This window comes from Mesorhizobium sp. B2-3-7, assembly GCF_006442695.1.
Classification (GTDB): domain Bacteria; phylum Pseudomonadota; class Alphaproteobacteria; order Rhizobiales; family Rhizobiaceae; genus Mesorhizobium.
Genome location: NZ_VFVV01000003.1, coordinates 399,680 through 416,906, shown reverse-complemented (window position 1 = coordinate 416,906; position 17,227 = coordinate 399,680). Strand labels below are relative to the sequence as shown.

The following is a 17,227-nucleotide window of genomic DNA, read 5'->3' as shown; positions in this document are numbered from 1 at the left end:
TTCAACCGGCAACCCCTGTGATACGGGCATAAGGCGCGCTATCCTGATTTGCGCTGATGGAGGGGATCGGGATGGGAAGAGCGTTCGTGGCCGCGTTTTTCTGCTTGCTGCTGCTGAGCCGAAAGGCCGTCGCCGGCTGGTATCACGTGGAGAACTACGAAGGGTCGGTAGGGCCCGATCCCGTTCATTTATCGCTTCAGACATATGACAGCTTCGGCAGCGGCATAACGGTCGAGGGGAGCTACTTCTACGACGCCGGGCAGAGTCCGATCGCGCTCTACGGCACGGTCAGCGGCACCAGGCTCTCGCTGTGCGCGATTTCGGACGACCAGGAATTTGAACGCATCATGGTGATGGGATCGAAGACACCAGTCGATACCACGAATTGCCCGCTTTCCCTCGACATCGGCGAAAGCGGTGCGACAGGGACCTGGCGCAAAGGCGCGGACAAATTTCCGGTCACGCTGAAGAAGGTTGCAAGCCTCGACGACACGGGCGAGGCGAAACTCGACGGAACTGTCGAAATTCCCTTTTGGGCTGAAACCGCTGCCGACCGGTTTGCCGGACTTTACACAAACACCGGTTCAGGGATTTGCATGACGAAAATGCAGGTCATCAAGAAGACCAGCGGCAAGGTCGTCCAGCAAATCTCTTTCGATGACGATGGTTGCGATGCGGGCATGCTGATGACGCCTATCTACATGAACGTCCAAAAATGGGTGGAGCACCGTAAGGACATCATCTCCGTGAATTTTCGTGGCGGCGGCAACGGACACACGATGGACTACGTCTTCAATCGTGCCGCTAGAAAATTTCAGCAAAAGAACTGACCGAGGGCATCCGGCCTTGGAGGGCAACACTTTATCGCCGCCCGAACAATCTCTCGATGTCCGCCAGCTTGAGTTCGATATAGGTCGGGCGGCCGTGGTTGCAGGTGCCGGAGCCGGGCGTGGCCTCCATCTGGCGCAGCAGCGCGTTCATCTCCTCGGCCTTGAGCAGGCGGCCGGAACGCACTGAACCATGGCAGGCCATGGTCGCCGCGATTTTGTCCAGCCTTTCCTTCAGCGTGTCGACGGTGTCGTTGTCGGCGATCTCGTCGGCGAGGTCGCGCACCAATTGCTGGACGTTGGTCTCGCCCAGCATCGACGGTGTCTCGCGCACGGCCACGGCGCCCGGCCCGAAACGCTCGATGCCGAGCCCGAAGCGGGCGAGCGTTTCGGAATGCGTGGCGAGCCGTTCGGCATCCTCTTCAGGCAGGTCGACGATCTCCGGCAGAAGCAGCATCTGCGACGGCACGGCGCGCGCGTGCAGCGCGTTCTTCAACGCCTCGTAGACCAGCCGCTCATGCGCGGCATGCTGGTCGACGATGACAAGTGAGTCCCTGGTCTGGGCGACGATGTAGTTCTCATGCACCTGCGCCCGTGCCGCACCGAGTACCGTGCCAAGCAGCGTCTCCGCCGCTTCGCCCTGTCCCGCCCGGGCGTCGGCGCTGGCGATCGGGCCGGCATCGAACGCCGCCTGCTCGTTTTCGCCGAACCCGCCGTTTCGCTCGAATCCTGAACCCTGGAACTCCATGTCGAGTGGCCGTTGCGGCGAGCGTGCGCGGTCGAAACCGGCAGAGCCCGAGGCGCGGTAGGCCGCTTCGTAGCTGCGGTGACCATTGGCCGGGCCGCCATGGGCGTATGACGCCGCTCCCGGCCGGAACGCCGCCATCATGCCGGCGGCACCGGAAGTGGCGGCGCGGATGCCGGCTTCGGCAAGCGCCTGACGGATGGCGCCGACGATCAGCCCGCGCACCAGGCCGGGGTCGCGGAAGCGGACATCCGCCTTGGCTGGGTGGACATTGACGTCGACGATCGCCGGGTCGAGTGTCAGGAAAAGCACCGTGACCGCATGGCGGTCGCGTGGCAGGACGTCGGCGAAGGCGCCTCTGATAGCGCCGGCGATCAGCTTGTCGCGCACCGGCCGGCCATTGACATAGGCATATTGCTGCAGCGCGTTGGCGCGGGTGAAGGACGGGATCGACACATGACCGGTCAGGTGCACGCCTTCGCGCATCGCATCGATGGCAATGGAATTGTCGGGAAACTCGACCCCCATCACCTGGGCGATGCGGCGCAGGCTGCCTTCCGCGCTGTCATCGGTCGCCGGCAATTCCAGCGTCGCGCGGTCGGAACCGGTGAGCGTGAAGCGAACGGTCGGAAAGGCGATCGCGATGCGCTTGACCACGTCGCTGGTCGCCGAGCTTTCGGCGCGCTCGCCTTTCATGAATTTCAGCCTTGCCGGGGTGGCGAAGAAAAGGTCGCGCACCTCCACGGTGGTGCCGCGATTGGCCGCCGCCGGCCTGACGGGCGAGATCCTGCCGCCCTCGATGCCGATCTCGGCGGCGCTGTCGCTTGCCGCCGTGCGCGAGCGGATCGACAGCCGCGACACCGAGCCGATCGACGGCAGCGCCTCGCCGCGAAAGCCGAGCGAGCGGATGTCGTGGATGTCTTCGGCAAGCTTGGAGGTGCAATGGCGTGCGATCGCCAGCGATAGCTCCTGTTCGGGGATGCCGAAGCCGTCGTCGGTGACACGGATCAGGTTCAATCCGCCGCCTAATGTGACGACCTCGACCTTTCCTGCACCGGCATCAAGCGCGTTCTCGACCAGTTCCTTCACCACGCTTGCCGGACGCTCGATGACTTCGCCGGCGGCGATCTGGTTGATCATCGTTTCGGAAAGCTGGCGTATGGGCATGGTGACAGTATAGGCGGATTCGTGCCGAGCGGGCGAGGGTGAAGTACGGTGAAAACAGTGAACGACCTCACGCTTGCGCTGCCAGCCAATCCCGTACCTTGCGGGCATTCTCGCTAAGCTCCCGGTTCCTCGGCCAGATGACATAGAACGCCTTGCCGGTCCTGAGCACATGGTCCGTCACCGGCACCAGCAGTCCCGTCGCGAGCATCCGCTCGGCAAGGTGGCGCCAGCCGAGCGCGATGCCTTGCCCTTCCATGACGCCCTGGATTACCAGCCCGTAATCGTTGATGCGCAGGCCGCGTGCGGTATCGCCGAGACGGGCGCCGGCCGATTCGAACCACTCATTCCAGCTCGCCGCCTCGCGATAGGGCTCCTCGAGATGGATGAGACGGTGCGTGGCCAGTTCCGCGACCGATTTGGGCAGGCCGAACTTCGCCGCGTAGCTGGTGCCGGCGACGGGAAAGATCTCTTCGTCGGCAAGCGGCAGCGAATGATAGTCCTGCCAGTCCCTCGGTTCGCCGCCGCGCACGGCAAGCGGGATGCCCTCTGCGATGATGTCAAGGTCGCGGTCGGCGGTCTGGATGCGCAGATCAATGCCCGGCAGTTCGTCGCGAAACTGCTGCAGCCGCGGCATCATCCAGAAGGAGCCGAACGCAGTTGAGGCGGCAAGCGTCACGTGGCCGCCGGTCGCCTGCAGGCGCAGATCCTCCGCCGACTTGCGGATGTGGGACAGGCCCAGCGAGACGTCGGCGTGGAAACGCTCGCCGGCCTCCGTCAGGCTGACCTGCCGGTGACGGCGCTGGAACAGCTTGGCGCCGAGCTGTTCCTCCAGCCCGCGCACCGCGTAGGAAACGGCGGCCTGGGTCATGCCGAGCTCTCGCCCGGCGGCGGTGAAGCTCGACAGGCGGCCCGCCGCCTCGAAGACGATCAGGCTGCCGGCCGAGGGCAGGAGGTGGCGCAGGTTTCGCATAAGCAGAGCTTATACAAGAGATCAGGATTTTCCAGCGTCACATTCCTGTTTTGTGCGTCTAGGCTGCGAGGTATAAGAGGAATGGAGTTGCCATGAACGCACCGGCCGCTGTGACCGAACACTCCAATCGTCGAGCCGGCGGCCGCCTGGGGCGCAAGGCGCTGCGGGGAGCTCCGGTAACGTCGTTTCCGACACTGGTCCGCCAAATCCCCGTCTATCAGATGGTGCCGGACGAGGCAGTGGAACTCATACACCAGGAATCGCTCGCCATCCTGGAGGACGTTGGATGCGAGTTCCGCGACGATGAGGCCATCGAAATGTGGAAGGCCGCCGGCGCGGACGTCTCCGAGACAAGAGTGCGGATCGACCGCGCCTTGCTGATGGAGCTCGTCTCGAAGGTGCCGTCGGAGTTCACGCTCAACGCGCGCAACCCTGAGCGTACGGTGCGCGTGGGCGGAAAGAATTCCATCTTCGTGCCGATGTATGGCGCGCCTTATGTGCGTGACCTCGACAATGTCAGGCGCTACGGCACGCTCGCCGACCTCAACAATTTCCACAAGCTCGCCTACATGGCGCCGGCCCTGCATTCCTCGAGCTCGATCATCTGCGAGCCGATGGAAATAGCGGTGCCCAAGCGTCACCTCCACATCATCCATTCGGCGCTGAAGCATTCCGACAAGCCGTTCATGGGCATCGTGACTTCCAAGGATCGGGCGGAAGACACGATGGCGATGGCGGGCATCGTGTTCGGTGAGGATTACGTGCGCGACAACCCTGTGCTGGTGTCGATCACCAACTGCAATTCACCGCTGGTATGGGATGCCACCATGCTGGATGCGATGAAGGTCTATGCCCGTCACAATCAGCCGCTGATCCTGGCGCCCTTCGCGCTGTGCGGCGCCTCGACCTCGGCCTCGGCCGTGGGCGCGGTGGCGCAGGTCAATGCCGAGGCGCTTGCCGGTGTAGCGTTCACCCAGCTCCTGCGTCCGGGCTCGCCTCAAATCTACGGCCAGTTCATGGTCACGGTCGACATGAAGACCGGCGCTCCGATGGGCGGCACGCCGGAGGCCGCGCAGATGATGTACCTGATGGGCGCGCTGGCACGGAAATACGGCCTGCCGTGGCGCACGTCCGGCTTCCATGTCGGCTCGAAGCTGAACGATGCCCAGGCCGGCTACGAGGCGAACATGCTTATGCATGCCGCCATCCTTGCCGGCGCCAACTACATCTGGCACTCGGCCGGATGGCTCGAGGCGGGTCTCACCTGCGGCTATTCGAAATTCGCGACCGACTGCGAACAGCTCGTCGGCTGGTACAAATATGCCGGCGGGCTGCCGTTCGACGATTTCAAGGAAGCGATGGCCGCCATCCGCGAGGTGGGGCCGCAGGGCCATTTCCTCGGCACACAGCACACGCTCGAGCATTTCGAGCGAGCCTTCTTCATGCCCAGCATCATGGATTTCAACTCCTACGAACAGTGGAAGGCCGAAGGGGCGAAGGACCATGACACGCGCGGCCGCGAGAAAGCGCGCAACATGCTGGCCGATTATGAGGAGCCGAAGCTCGATGAGGGCATCGCAGACGGTCTCAGGGATTTTATCGCGCTGCGCGAGGAGAAACTGCCGGACAGCGTTAGCTGACAGGACGAAGATCTGACGGGAACCACAAGGGAGGAAAAAAATGACGCTTTTCAAAAGCAATGGTGATCGTGTTCCAAGCGCCATAGAGGAGATGGCCAACGAGGCGCGTGCGGGTCGGATCGATCGGCGCGAATTCCTGGCGTTGGCAAGCGCCTTCGGGGCATCGACGGCTCTGGCCTATGGCATGATCGGCCTTGCCGCGCCGACGGACGCCTTGGCCGAGGAGCCGAAGAAGGGCGGAAAGCTGCGTGTCTCGATGTCGGTCAAGGCGCAGAAGGATCCGCGCACCTACGACTGGGTTGAGCTTGCCAACATCTCGCGCACCTGGCTGGAGCCGCTTGTGCGCTATACCAGGCAGTTCACCTTCGAGCCGGTGCTGCTCGAAAGCTGGGACATCAACGACGACGCCACCGAATATACGCTGCACGTGCGCAAGGGCATCACCTGGAACAATGGCGATACCTTCAACGCCGATGATGTGGTGCACAATGTGACGCGCTGGTGCGAGAAGGGCGTCGCCGGCAACTCCATGGCCGCGCGTGTCGGCGCGCTGATCGACGCCAAGACCGGCAAGGCAAGGGACGGCGCGATCACCAAGATCGACGACAACACGGTCAAGCTGAAGCTCTCCGAGCCCGACATTTCGCTGATCCCGAACTTCACCGACTATCCGGCGCTCGTCGTCCACCGCAATTTCGATGCCGATGGCGCCGATCCGATCAAGAAGCCGATCGGCACCGGACCCTTCGAGCTGGTCTCTTACGATGTTGGCCAGAAGGCTGTCGTCAAGCGCCGCGAGAACGGCAAATGGTGGGGCGGCGAAGCTCCGCTCGACGGCGTCGAATTCATCGACTACGGCACCGACTTCAACGCCACGGTGAATGCCTTCGATTCCGGCGAAATCGACCTCAATTTCGAGTCGCCCGCCGATTTTATCGACATCCTCGACAAGATGGGGCTGGAGAAATCGGAGGTGGCGACCGCGACCACCCTGGTTGCGCGCACCAACGTCACGCACAAACCCTACGACGACAAGCGTGTTCGCAACGCGCTCCAGATGGCGGTCGACAACAACGCGGTGCTGCAGCTTGGCTACAGCGGTCGCGGCACGGTCGGCGAAAACCACCATGTCAGCCCCATCCATCCGGAATATTACCCGCTGCCCAAGAAGGAGCGTGATGCCGCTGGCGCCAAGAAGCTGATGGCGGAGGCGGGTCAGGCCGACTTCGAGCATGAGCTGATCACCATCGAGGACGATTGGCAGAAGAACACCGGCGATGCCATCGCGGGCCAGTTGCGCGAGGCCGGCATCAAGGTGAAACGGACGGTGCTGCCGGGCTCGACGTTCTGGAACGACTGGACGAAATATCCCTATTCGATGACGATCTGGTACATGCGCCCGCTCGGCGTCCAGGTGCTGGCGCTCGGCTATCGCACCGGCGAGGCCTGGAATGAATCGGCGTATTCGAATCCCGATTTCGACGCCAAGCTCAAGCAGGCGCTATCGCTGATCGACGTCGCCAAGCGCAAGGAGGTGATGAAGGATGTCGAGCAGATCCTGCAGGATTCCGGCGTCATCATCCAGCCGTTCTGGCAGAAGCTCTACAGTCATACGAGCAAGAAGGTGAAGAACTACGGCGTCCACCAGACTTTTGAAATGGACCTCCAGAACGTCTGGCTGGACGCCTAGCTGCAATGGTTGGCGAATGCCGGCACCCTTTCAGGTGCCGGCTGTCCGGCAAATCGATTATGGCTGCGGGCGCTGGCGCTCGGGTGCTGCCGCTAGGGCTTTTGAGGAGCGGTACATGTCTGGGCAGGTCTTCAACCGGTTGTTCACGCCGATTGCTCTGCGCGGCAAGACCTTACGCAACAGGATCGTGTTCGGAGCCCATACCGCGAACATGGCGGTAGAGGGACTGCCGACAGAACGGCATGTCGGCTATTATGCCGAACGCGCTATCGGCGGCGCGGGCATGATCGTCGTCGAGCCGATGCCGGTGCACCGGGCCGCGATTCTTACCCGCGGCAACTTCCGTCCTTCCGACGACAGCGTGATCCCCCATTTCCGCAAAGTGACGGAAGCGATCCGCGGCAATGGCGCCGTCGCCATCCAGCAGCTCTATCATGTCGGTCAGCACGCGGACGCGGACAACTCGTTCCATGCCGGCTGGTCCCCTTCCGGACTGCCGAGTTATCACGACTCTGACGGTTCGCATCGAATGTCCGAAGCCGAGATCGAAGAAACGATCGACGGTTTCGTGCAGGCGGCGCGCCGTTGCCGCGAGGCCGGTTTCGACGGCGTCGAGGTCTGGGCGGCGTATCATTCGATGCTGGACCAGTTCTGGACGCCCTGGTCGAATCGCCGCGACGACCGGTGGGGCGGCAGCCTTCAAAATCGCACCCGGATGAGCCGTGAGGTGATGAGCAGAATTCGCCGGGAATGCGGCGATGATTTCATCATCGGCCTTGCGGTCAACGACGAACCGGAAGTGGAGGTGGCGCTGAAGCGCGAAGCATTGGCCGAGATAATCGACCTCCACGACCGCGATTCTTTGATGGATTATGTGACTTGTGGAACGGGCTCCTACTTCGATTTCTACAAAATCATCCCGACCTTTGTTTATCCGGAAAAGCTCGGCGCCGACCTGGCGTCCGTGCTCAAATCCACCGTGCGCCACGCGTTGGTCACCGCCGAGAGTCACATCCGTACGCCGCAGAATGCCGAAAGTGTGCTGAGCGAAGGCCACGCTGATCTGGTTTCCATCGTGCGGGGGCAGATCGCCGATCCGCACCTGGCCGCAAAGGCCGCCGCCGGACGGCCGGAAGACATTCGCGGGTGCCTGTCCTGCAACCAGATGTGTTGGGGCCGACGCAGCCGCGACTACTGGATCAGCTGCGTCATCAATCCCTCGGCGGGGCGGGAATGGGAATGGGGCGGAGATCGCTTCGCCCCGGCTAGCCAACCCAAGCGCGTACTGGTCGTCGGCGGCGGTCCCGCCGGCCTCGAAGCGGCGCGTGTAGCAGCCGAACGCGGTCACCGTGTCACGCTGGCCGAGGCTTCCGACCGTCTTGGGGGGCAGTTCCGCCTTGCGGGGCTGCAACCGCGCCGCGCCCAGATTCTGGATCTGATCGACTGGTACCAGCGCCAGCTCAGCCAGCTTCAGGTCGACGTCCGGTACGGACAATATGTCGAGGCGGAGGATGTCGAGCGCGAAGGCGCGGACCACGTCATCATCGCAACCGGCTCGATGCCTTCAGACGGCGCTTTCCAACGGGCATTGCCGCAGTGGGAAAGCATCCCGGGCGGCGGGCTGGTTCTCTCGGCCGAAGCCGTGATGGCCCGTGAGGCGAGACCAGGCAAAAATGTTATCTTGCTCGACGATGGCGGCAATTGGAAAGGGTGCGGCACCGCCTGGAAACTCGCCGAGGACGGTCACAATGTGACGCTTGTGACACCTGACGCCCTGGTTGGCAAAGAGCTTCAGCGAATGGCCGTCGACGCGCCGCTGCGCCGCGCACTCGCCAGGCTGGGGGTGCGGTTTCTGACCGAGAGCGCCATCGTTCATTGGGAGGGGAAGGCCGCCAGGGTCGCTTCCCTGCTCGACGAAACCGAGCAGGACGTCGAAGCCGATGCGCTGGTCTTCGCCACGACGAGTATGGCAGCCGACATGCTTTCCATCGAACTCGACAGGCGCAAAATTGCCCACACGTCGATTGGTGATTGCACCGCCTCAAGGCAGGCGGCTTTTGCCATCCATGATGGCCGCAAGGTGGCGCTTGGTCTCTGATCGCAGTCTTGGCACGCACGACTGTCGGATGACCTGCATCGGCCGCGACGCGGCCGCGGGCTTCATGAGCCGCAAAAAAGCCGATATGCAGGATGCGTGCTACTGGATTGCGCCAAGCCATCAAAAGCCGGAGATTCTGCATGAGACTGACAGTGCTCCTTGCCGCCCTTGCGACGGCCTTTCCCGCTGTCGCCCTGGCCGGTCCGGCGTCGGACGCCGTGAAGTTCTTCTATGTTCCGGATGTCAAGTTCGAGGCCGACGCAAAATACCGGGATCGCTTCACCGAGCCGGTGACGAGACTGTTCGACCTCAACGATCAGGCAACGAGGAAGAATCCGGACCAGGTCGCCTGCATCGATTTCGATCCGGGCCTCGATGCGCAGGATTTCGACCAGAAGACCGTCTCCAAGACCCTGAAAGTGTCCGAGATGGTGGATGGCGATACTGCCCAGGTGGTGGCGAGCTTCAGCCTCTTTCCGGAAGGAGACGATGCACAACGCGAAATGCATTGGTCGCTGAAGAAGATCGACGGCAAGTGGAGGATATCGGACATCGCATCGAAGACCAGCGACTGGACGCTGAGCCAGCTCGAATGCCTGGCGGGCCAAGATCCGGAGTGATCCGATGGCCCGCCGCCGGTTTCTGGCGCTGTCGGCCGTGTGCATGATGGCGGCGGACTTGGGTGGCGCCGCCGCGCAGGGGCTGCTCGGCGCGCCGCCGGCAAACGCTCCGGCGGCCACCGCGCCCGACGACAACGGGTCGCCGCCAGCGCCTGCACCTCGCGCAGCCGCCGAGCCGGCAACACCACCGGCTGCCTCGCCGAGCGAACCTGCCGCCCCAATTCAGCCGGGCTCGCCGACAGCGGTGGTCCGGCCATTCTACGACCAGGTCGGCTTGGAGGTCGATCCGTCGCAGCGCCGCCATTTCGTCGATCCGGCGAAAACGGTGCTCGACAAGAGCGATGCGCTGCGCAAATCCGGGCAGGGCGAGTGCCTCGACCCCAACATGGCGCTCGACAATGCCGACTATGACAAGGGCGAGATCGACAAGAGCCTGAAGACGCTCGAGGCGATCAATGGCGACCAGGCCAAGGTCATCGTCGCCTTCGTCGTCGCCGGCAACCCGCACCGCCTTGAGTGGAAGTTCAAAAGGGTCGACGGCGAATGGAAGATATCGGACCTGCTATCGGTGACCGGCGAATGGGCGCTCAGCCAGTACCAATGCGAATGATGGTTCGAGCTAGCCTCGCCCGCGATAGGGCGCCACTCCGGTCTCGGGCAGCCAGGCGCCTTCCGGCGGCGCGCCCGTCTGCCAGAACACGTCGATCGGAATGCCGCCGCGTGGATACCAATAGCCGCCGATGCGCAACCATAGCGGGCTCGTTGCCGCCACGATGCGGCGGCCGATCATGACGGTGCAATCCTCATGGAAAGCACCATGATTGCGAAACGAGGTCATGAACAGCTTGAGCGACTTCGATTCCACCAGAGCCGCGTCGGGTGCGTAGTCGATGACGATATGGGCGAAATCAGGCTGGCCGGTGACCGGGCACAGCGAGGTGAATTCCGGGCAGGTGAAGCGCACGATGGCCGGCGGGCCGTCGCCGCGCGAAAACGGCACGGTTTCCAGGACCGCCGCTTCCGGGCTCTGTGGCGTCTCGACATGCGCGCCGAGCTGGGTGAGGGTTTTGGTATCGATCATGGACGGCTCCTTGTCTGCCTGTCGCCGGAAGCACGCTTCCATGGCGGTCGGCGCGAACGAAGATTGGAATAAACGCCGCAATCCACTCAGGGGCGGCGCATCTGGCCGCTCAATAACACAATTTGAAACCGCAGGAAGACGATGACCAGCAACGATCCGCTTCTCCAGCCCTATCAGCTCAAGCATCTGACGTTGAAGAACCGGGTGATGTCGACCAGCCACGAGCCTGCCTATTCGGAAGACGGCATGCCCAAGGCGCGGTACCGGCTCTACCACACGGAGAAGGCCAAGGGCGGCATGGCGCTGACAATGACCGCCGGCTCGGCCATCGTTTCACGCGACAGCCCGGCCGCTTTCGGCAATTTGCATCTCTATGATGACGGGATCGTGCCATGGCTCGCGGAACTGACCGACGCCTGCCACGAGCATGAATGCAAGGTGATGATCCAGATCACCCATCTCGGCCGTCGAACCGGTTGGAACAAGGCCGACTGGCTGCCCGTCCTGTCGGCTTCGCCGGTGCGGGAGCCGGCGCATCGCGCCTTTCCCAAGACCATCGAGGATTGGGATATCGAACGCATCGTTTCCGACTATGCTTCCGCGGCCCAGCGCTGCCAGGCCGCCGGTCTCGACGGCATCGAATTCGAGGCTTACGGCCATCTGATGGACGGCTTCTGGTCTCCGTCCACCAACCATCGGGAGGACGAGTTCGGCGGCTCGCTCGACAACCGGCTGCGGTTCACCGACATGGTGCTCGACGCCGTGCGGGCGGCCGTCGGCGAAAAATTCGTCGTCGGCATACGCATGGTCGCCGACGAGGATTTTTCGCAAGGCCTGTCGAAAGAGGAGGGCGTCGAGATCGCCAGGCGGCTTGCCTCATCAGGCAAGGTCGATTTCCTCAACATCATCCGGGGCTCGATCGAGACCGACGCGGCACTGACCAAGGTCATTCCGGTGACCGGCATGCGCTCATCGCCGCATCTCGACTTCGCCGGCGAGGTGAGGGCGGCGACGAAATTCCCGACCTTCCACGCGGCGCGAATTTCCGACGTCGCAACTGCGCGCCACGCCATCGCCGCCGGCAAGCTCGACATGGTCGGCATGACCCGCGCCCACATCGCCGATCCGCACATCGTCCGCAAAGTGATGGAAGGGCGCGAGCACGAAATCCGCCCGTGTGTCGGAGCCACCTACTGCCTCGACCGCATCTACGAAGGCGGCGAGGCGCTCTGCGTCCACAATGCGGCGACCGGCCGCGAGGCGGACATTCCGCATATCATCACCAAGGCCGAGGGACCAAAGCGAAAAGTCGTCGTCATCGGCGCTGGTGCAGGCGGACTGGAAATAGCGCGCGTGGCCGCGGAGCGCGGCCATCAGGTGACGGTGCTGGAGGCATCGGGCCAGGCCGGCGGGCAGGTCAGGCTGGCGACGCAGAACCCGCGCCGCAAGGAATTGATCGGCATCGTCGACTGGCGGTTGGCCGAACTCGACCGGCTCGGCGTCGAGATCCGCTACGACAGTTGGGCCGAGAAGGACGACGTTCTGGCGTTGTCGCCCGATGTCGTGGTGATCGCCACCGGCGGACTGCCGCAGAATCCGCCGCTGATGGCGGGCGACACTCTTGTCACATCGAGCTGGGACATCATGGCTGGCAGCGTCAAGCCGGCTGAAAACGTGCTGCTCTATGACGACAATGGCGGCCATCAGGGAATGGGCGCTGCGGAACTCGTCGCGGCCGCCGGTTCGAAGCTGGAACTGGTTTCGCCGGAGCGATTCTTCGCGCCGGAAATGGGCGGCATGAACCACGTACCCTACATGCGCGCCTTCCAGGAGAAGGGGGTCACCATCACTATCAACACAAGGCTGCGCTCGGTGCGCCGCGAGGGCAATCAACTGGTTGCCGAGCTTGCCTCCGATTTCGCCGACGGCTGGCGCGGCGAGCGGCGGGTCGACCAGGTGGTGGTCGAGCATGGCACGGCGCCGCTAGACGACCTTTATCTCTCGCTGAAGCCATTGGCGACGAACGGCGGCGCCATAGACTATGAGCGGCTGGTGAGTGGCGGCGACATTTTTCCCGAGCGCAATCCGCAAGGATCTTTCGTGCTGTTCCGCATCGGCGATGCCGTCGCCTCGCGCAACATCCACGCCGCCATCTATGACGGCATCCGGTTCGGGCTAAGGATTTGAAAGGCTGCTGTCGCTAACAATTTCGAGGAGGCGCGCAACGGAACCTCCGCAAGGAGAGCCATCTGCTGCCTTGGTTCGTTGCGCGCCGCGTACGCCGCCTGCTTGCGCCGGCACCGTACGATCCGTGATCAGAACATTCTGGCGGTGGCCATGCAGAGCACGGTGAGAACCAGCAGCCAGGCGGCGATTCGCTCGCCTTGGGCCATCTTCGCGCGCAGGGCAGGTTCGGTGGCCGCGTCGGCGCCAGCAAGCTGCGTGCTGGTGCGGCGGACCATGGTGCTGAGCACTCCAGCCGCGGCGAAAGCGGCAACGATGCCGAGGGCCAGCACCATTTCCATCGAGCCGAAATAGGCACCATGGAAAAAATACCAGAGCAGCGCACCGGTGAGAAACACCATGCCGGCCGCGCCCATTTGCGGTCCAATGAAGCGTTCAGCCCGGATCTCGGGGTCGCGCGCCAGCGTGATGGTGGTGCCGGCCCAGAACACCCCCGCCATGACGTGAAGACCGATGGTGATGATGTAGACATATTGCATACCAGCTCTCCTCTCTTGCCCGCCGTCGCCTAAATAGTTAGATATCTAACTGTTAGATGTCAATGTATAAATGAGTGCCAGTTCCATCCGTGGAAAACACCGTCTAGTGTCTTGCCATGACGCCCTTTGAACGCCCGCCGGTCGGCATGAATCTCGGCCGCACCGCCAAGCTTGTTGCACAGGCCTTCGACACCGCGTTGGTTGAAGCGGGCGGCACGTTGCCCGTCTGGCTTACTCTGCTGTCGGTCAAATCGAGCGAGCTAGCCAACCAGCGCGAGCTCGCCGGAATGATCGGCATACAGGGAGCGACGCTCACCCATCATCTAAACGCGATGGAGGCGCAAGGATTGCTGACGCGCCGCCGCGATCCCGTCAACCGCCGGGTCCATCTGGTCGAATTGACAGGGGCCGGAGAAGCGATGTTCGAGACACTGCGCAAGGCGGCGCTTGCCTTCGACAAGCGGCTGCGCGTGGGCCTGTCAGACGACAGGCTGGCGGAGTTTGCGCAAGTGCTGGCGACCTTGCGGGCCAACGTGGAAAGCTGACGATGTCCAAGGCGCGCCGCGTGAATCTCTTCGACACTACGCGCTGTAGGAAAGCCGGATCACCGCCTCAGTCGTCATAACTCTGGATTGTCCCAAAGGCATAGCCGCGCTGCTTCAGCGCGGTAATCAGCATGGCCAGTTTCGTCTTGCCGTCGAAGCCGTCCTGGAACATCTCGTCATGCATGAGCAGGATCATCTTTCCGTGCTTGACGAAGCGGCCATAGCCGAACAGGTGATCGATCTCGCTGACCAAGTGGTCGACGCTCTGCACCGGCTTGCCTGTGTCGTCATGCACCCACTCATGGTCCCAGCCATAGAGATAGAAGCGGGAAGCGGCGACGAATTCATAGTCCGGCTCCTCACGGCCTTCCTGCGCAAGGCCGAGCGAGGTGTCGTTCTTCGACATTGAGGGCAGTCTGAACACGTCGCGCCCAGGCAGCCTCGCATGAACCTCCGGAGCGAGCCCGAGCACGGCGTTGGCCCGCAGCATGTCTGCCACCACGCCTTCCGTATCGGCATAGAAATGTTGGTAGCGGTTGTTGGCGTGGCTGTAGCTGTGATTGCCGACCGTCACCAGCGGCAGAGCTTTTGCGCGTCTGACTAATGCCTTGTTGCCCGCGCTCGCCTGCGCATGCATGCCGACCATGAACAACGTCGCCGGCACCTGCTGCGCTTCCAGCACGTCGAGGATGTTGCTGGTGCCGTTCAGCGGTCCGTCATCGAAAGTCAGATAGATGGTGCGATCCACTGCATAAGCGGGAAATGCGGCGAGCATGGTCAGCAAAGCAAGCAGAAGCGGCATCGGGACTACCCGTTTGCGATCGTCACAGGGCGCCATCTCGGTGATGAGTTGTCAAGCGCGGGTGAGGGCTGCCTACGCCAGGCTTCCCTGCAGCACCGTTAGCCTGGCCTTCTTCGGCATGCGGGCGCTCAGCCAGTCACGGGCTTTGTCCTGCGGCATCGGGAAGGCGATGGAGTAGCCCTGCACCTGGTCGCATCCGATGGCCATCAGTGAATCGAGTTCGGCTTCGGTCTCGGCGCCCTCCGCGACGATCGAGATACCAAGGCCGCGCGCGAGTTCGGTGATGGCGCGCACGATCTTGGAGTTGTCACCGTTCTCATGGATGTTCTGGACGAAGCGGCGATCGATCTTCAGCCGGTCGATCTCGTTGGGATTGACGTGGCTGAGCGACGCGTAGCCAGTGCCGAAATCGTCGAGCTCAAGATGGACGCCGGCGGCCCTGATATGGCGTAGCTTTGCCGCGATGCCTGTCTTCTCGTCATCGAGAATGACGGATTCGACGATTTCCAGCGACAGTTTCTGCGGCGGCAGGCCAGCCTTCTCAAGCGTCTCGAACAGGAAAGCATCGAAGTCGTGCTCGCGCAATTCGGTTCCGGATACGTTGACCGCAAGTCGTCCGAAAGCAATGCCGTCGCGGTTCCATTCGGCGGCTTCGTTGATCGCCTTGCTGATGACGATGCGGCCGATATCAGGCATGAAACCGCATTTCTCGGCGACGGGAATGAATTCGCCAGGCGAGATCATGCCGCGCTCGGCATGGTTCCAGCGCACCAGCGCCTCGATGCCACTGATCGTGCCGTCGCTCAGTGAAACCTGCGGCTGGAAATAGACCTGGAATGCCTGCTGTGAAATGGCAACCTTGATGTCGTGCTCGAGTTGCTTGCGATAATCGAGTTCGCGACGCAATTCCTCGGAGAAGAACGAGAAATTGCCGCCGCCCATCTTCTTGGCGGAGTAAAGCGCCAGATCGGCGTGAACCAGCAGGTCCTGGGCGTTGTCGGCGTCGATCGGATAGACGGCGATGCCGCCGCTGGCGCCCGGTAGAATGGTCGTGCCCTGGAAGACGATCGGCTCGTTGATGTGCGCAAGAATGCGCCGTGCCAGCATGTTGATGTCTTCGCTGCCGCCGGCGCCGTTGAGGATCATCACGAACTCGTCGCCACCGAGGCGCACGCACAGATCCGACGCCCGACAGGAATCGCGCATGCGCTGGGCCGTGATGACCAGCACATAGTCGCCGGCGGCGTGGCCGAGCGTGTCGTTGATCTGCTTGAACCGGTCGAGATCAAGCTGCACCACCGCAAGACGTTCGCGCCGACGATGCGCGCTCTTGATCAGCGTGTCGAAATGGTCGGTCAGGAATGTGCGGTTGTGCAGACCTGTCAGCCCGTCATGAACGGCGATGAAGGCCATCGAATTGCGCGCATCGACGAGTTCGCGCGTCTTGCGCAGGATCGCGTTTGACATGGGCCGGAAGATGAACAGCGCCACCAGAACGATGACGCCGATCGTGGCGTAAAACAGCGTGCGGTGCAGATCGAGCATCTTTTCGGATCGTTCGTCGGCGAAAGCGCTGATGCGCTGGCCCAGCGCCGAATAGCCCGACAATGTTGCGTTGGCGACCGAGGCGTCGAGGGTGACGCGCTCGTAACCGCCCTTGTAGCCGCCATTGTCGCCGAGTGCGAGTTGGGACGAGAAGGCCGATACCAGGCGTTCGCCATTGGCGACCAGCCCGACGGAAAAATAGTCGAGATGGAAAGGCTTGCCGAAAAGGACGTTCTCGATCGTCTTCGGATCGAGCCTGGCCGGCGACTTTGGATCGGCGGCCGTCTGCTTGAGCAGCAGGTCATAGTTGGTTTCGAACTCCGCCGTCGCCTGCTTGAGCGCGTTGACGAGCGCCGGCTGCTTGTCGCGCGAAGCAGCACCGGTCGCACCGGCGAGGAAGACGATGCGCTGCGACAGCGTCTTTTGCGTGCTGACGATATCGAGCAGCGTATGGTTGTGCCGTTGGGTGGCCATCACCTGCTGCAGCAGGATGAAGGAAGCCACCACCATGGCGGCGATGATCAGCAGCGCCAGCCAATAACCAGCCTTGATCAGCAGTATGAGCTTGCCTGAAACGGTTTGCACCGGCTGCTGCGACATCTTGGGGGGCGGCCCTCTCGCCAACGGATTCCTGTATGAGCATCATTGAACTGCAAACATTAACAGGACTGGAAATCGACAGCTGGCCGACAAGGGGAAAGGCTTAAAGGTCGCGAAATGGTTATCGGCCTCTTTCGCGGCCGGTCCGCATTTGAACATTCGCCGGCCCATGTG

Annotated in this window: 14 protein-coding genes; 8 read left to right on the top strand and 6 right to left on the bottom strand. The window is 62.7% G+C overall.

The genetic code is table 11. From position 1 onward, the window contains the following. The first annotated feature begins 86 nt into the window (after positions 1 to 86). Positions 87 to 830, top strand: coding sequence for a hypothetical protein (locus FJ940_RS08875; RefSeq protein WP_140656185.1), 744 nt, complete (start codon positions 87 to 89; stop codon positions 828 to 830). 31 nt (positions 831 to 861) lie between these two features. Here FJ940_RS08875 and mutL read toward each other — a convergent pair whose 3' ends face one another. Together mutL and FJ940_RS08865 are read right to left on the bottom strand one after the other, a co-directional pair. Beyond that, a complete protein-coding gene (gene mutL, locus FJ940_RS08870) occupies positions 862 to 2,739 on the bottom strand; it encodes a DNA mismatch repair endonuclease MutL (RefSeq protein WP_140656306.1) in 1,878 nt (625 codons plus the stop codon). 67 nt (positions 2,740 to 2,806) lie between these two features. Then, positions 2,807 to 3,709 (bottom strand): LysR substrate-binding domain-containing protein, encoded by a 903-nt coding sequence (locus FJ940_RS08865; protein WP_140515572.1) that lies wholly within the window; start codon positions 3,707 to 3,709, stop codon positions 2,807 to 2,809. Between the two features lie 92 nt (positions 3,710 to 3,801). Here FJ940_RS08865 and FJ940_RS08860 point away from each other — a divergent pair, with 92 nt between their 5' ends. The 5 genes from FJ940_RS08860 to FJ940_RS08840 all read left to right on the top strand — a co-directional run bounded on the left by FJ940_RS08860 (position 3,802) and on the right by FJ940_RS08840 (position 10,367). Further along, on the top strand, positions 3,802 to 5,349 hold the full coding sequence (locus tag FJ940_RS08860; protein WP_140624617.1) for a trimethylamine methyltransferase family protein: 1,548 nt from the start codon (positions 3,802 to 3,804) through the stop codon (positions 5,347 to 5,349). 40 nt (positions 5,350 to 5,389) lie between these two features. Then, positions 5,390 to 7,039 carry an ABC transporter substrate-binding protein gene (locus FJ940_RS08855; protein WP_140656182.1) on the top strand — a complete coding sequence of 550 codons (1,650 nt, stop codon included), beginning with the start codon at positions 5,390 to 5,392 and terminating at the stop codon, positions 7,037 to 7,039. A gap of 115 nt (positions 7,040 to 7,154) precedes the next feature. Next, positions 7,155 to 9,137 (top strand): FAD-dependent oxidoreductase, encoded by a 1,983-nt coding sequence (locus FJ940_RS08850; protein ID WP_140656303.1) that lies wholly within the window; start codon positions 7,155 to 7,157, stop codon positions 9,135 to 9,137. A 140-nt stretch (positions 9,138 to 9,277) separates the two neighbouring features. Next, positions 9,278 to 9,757, top strand: coding sequence for a DUF3828 domain-containing protein (locus FJ940_RS08845; protein WP_140565146.1), 480 nt, complete (start codon positions 9,278 to 9,280; stop codon positions 9,755 to 9,757). A gap of 4 nt (positions 9,758 to 9,761) precedes the next feature. Further along, positions 9,762 to 10,367 (top strand): hypothetical protein, encoded by a 606-nt coding sequence (locus FJ940_RS08840; RefSeq protein WP_140656180.1) that lies wholly within the window; start codon positions 9,762 to 9,764, stop codon positions 10,365 to 10,367. 9 nt (positions 10,368 to 10,376) lie between these two features. Here FJ940_RS08840 and queF read toward each other — a convergent pair whose 3' ends face one another. Beyond that, positions 10,377 to 10,838, bottom strand: a complete 462-nt coding sequence (gene queF / locus FJ940_RS08835; RefSeq protein ID WP_140515582.1) for a preQ(1) synthase — start codon at positions 10,836 to 10,838, stop codon at positions 10,377 to 10,379. A 141-nt stretch (positions 10,839 to 10,979) separates the two neighbouring features. Between queF and FJ940_RS08830 the strand changes: the two genes are divergently transcribed. Then, positions 10,980 to 13,025, top strand: a complete 2,046-nt coding sequence (locus FJ940_RS08830; protein ID WP_140656176.1) for an NADH:flavin oxidoreductase — start codon at positions 10,980 to 10,982, stop codon at positions 13,023 to 13,025. A 128-nt stretch (positions 13,026 to 13,153) separates the two neighbouring features. Here the strand turns inward: FJ940_RS08830 and FJ940_RS08825 are convergent, their stop codons facing one another. Then, on the bottom strand, positions 13,154 to 13,561 hold the full coding sequence (locus FJ940_RS08825; protein WP_140521694.1) for a hypothetical protein: 408 nt from the start codon (positions 13,559 to 13,561) through the stop codon (positions 13,154 to 13,156). 146 nt (positions 13,562 to 13,707) lie between these two features. On the opposite strand from FJ940_RS08825, the gene FJ940_RS08820 reads away from it, so the two are divergent. Further along, positions 13,708 to 14,106, top strand: a complete 399-nt coding sequence (locus FJ940_RS08820) for a MarR family winged helix-turn-helix transcriptional regulator (protein ID WP_246670989.1) — start codon at positions 13,708 to 13,710, stop codon at positions 14,104 to 14,106. Positions 14,107 to 14,173: 67 nt separating this feature from the next. On the opposite strand, the gene FJ940_RS08815 is transcribed toward FJ940_RS08820, so the two are convergent. Together FJ940_RS08815 and FJ940_RS08810 are read right to left on the bottom strand one after the other, a co-directional pair. Beyond that, positions 14,174 to 14,908 carry a polysaccharide deacetylase family protein gene (locus FJ940_RS08815; protein ID WP_140521696.1) on the bottom strand — a complete coding sequence of 245 codons (735 nt, stop codon included), beginning with the start codon at positions 14,906 to 14,908 and terminating at the stop codon, positions 14,174 to 14,176. Between the two features lie 72 nt (positions 14,909 to 14,980). Continuing rightward, positions 14,981 to 17,053, bottom strand: coding sequence for an EAL domain-containing protein (locus tag FJ940_RS08810; RefSeq protein WP_140494180.1), 2,073 nt, complete (start codon positions 17,051 to 17,053; stop codon positions 14,981 to 14,983). Positions 17,054 to 17,227 lie beyond the last annotated feature (174 nt).

Excerpts from the sequence above, each read along its gene's own strand:
- FJ940_RS08825 (WP_140521694.1), bottom strand. The coding sequence starts at position 13,561 with ATGCAATATGTCTACATCATCACCATCGGTCTTCACGTCATGGCGGGG.
- mutL (WP_140656306.1), bottom strand. The coding sequence starts at position 2,739 with ATGCCCATACGCCAGCTTTCCGAAACGATGATCAACCAGATCGCCGCC.
- FJ940_RS08865 (WP_140515572.1), bottom strand. The coding sequence starts at position 3,709 with ATGCGAAACCTGCGCCACCTCCTGCCCTCGGCCGGCAGCCTGATCGTC.
- queF (WP_140515582.1), bottom strand. The coding sequence starts at position 10,838 with ATGATCGATACCAAAACCCTCACCCAGCTCGGCGCGCATGTCGAGACG.
- FJ940_RS08820 (WP_246670989.1), top strand. The coding sequence starts at position 13,708 with ATGAATCTCGGCCGCACCGCCAAGCTTGTTGCACAGGCCTTCGACACC.
- FJ940_RS08855 (WP_140656182.1), top strand. The coding sequence starts at position 5,390 with ATGACGCTTTTCAAAAGCAATGGTGATCGTGTTCCAAGCGCCATAGAG.
- FJ940_RS08815 (WP_140521696.1), bottom strand. The coding sequence starts at position 14,908 with ATGCCGCTTCTGCTTGCTTTGCTGACCATGCTCGCCGCATTTCCCGCT.
- FJ940_RS08830 (WP_140656176.1), top strand. The coding sequence starts at position 10,980 with ATGACCAGCAACGATCCGCTTCTCCAGCCCTATCAGCTCAAGCATCTG.
- FJ940_RS08860 (WP_140624617.1), top strand. The coding sequence starts at position 3,802 with ATGAACGCACCGGCCGCTGTGACCGAACACTCCAATCGTCGAGCCGGC.
- FJ940_RS08845 (WP_140565146.1), top strand. The coding sequence starts at position 9,278 with ATGAGACTGACAGTGCTCCTTGCCGCCCTTGCGACGGCCTTTCCCGCT.
- FJ940_RS08810 (WP_140494180.1), bottom strand. The coding sequence starts at position 17,053 with ATGTCGCAGCAGCCGGTGCAAACCGTTTCAGGCAAGCTCATACTGCTG.
- FJ940_RS08840 (WP_140656180.1), top strand. The coding sequence starts at position 9,762 with ATGGCCCGCCGCCGGTTTCTGGCGCTGTCGGCCGTGTGCATGATGGCG.
- FJ940_RS08850 (WP_140656303.1), top strand. The coding sequence starts at position 7,155 with ATGTCTGGGCAGGTCTTCAACCGGTTGTTCACGCCGATTGCTCTGCGC.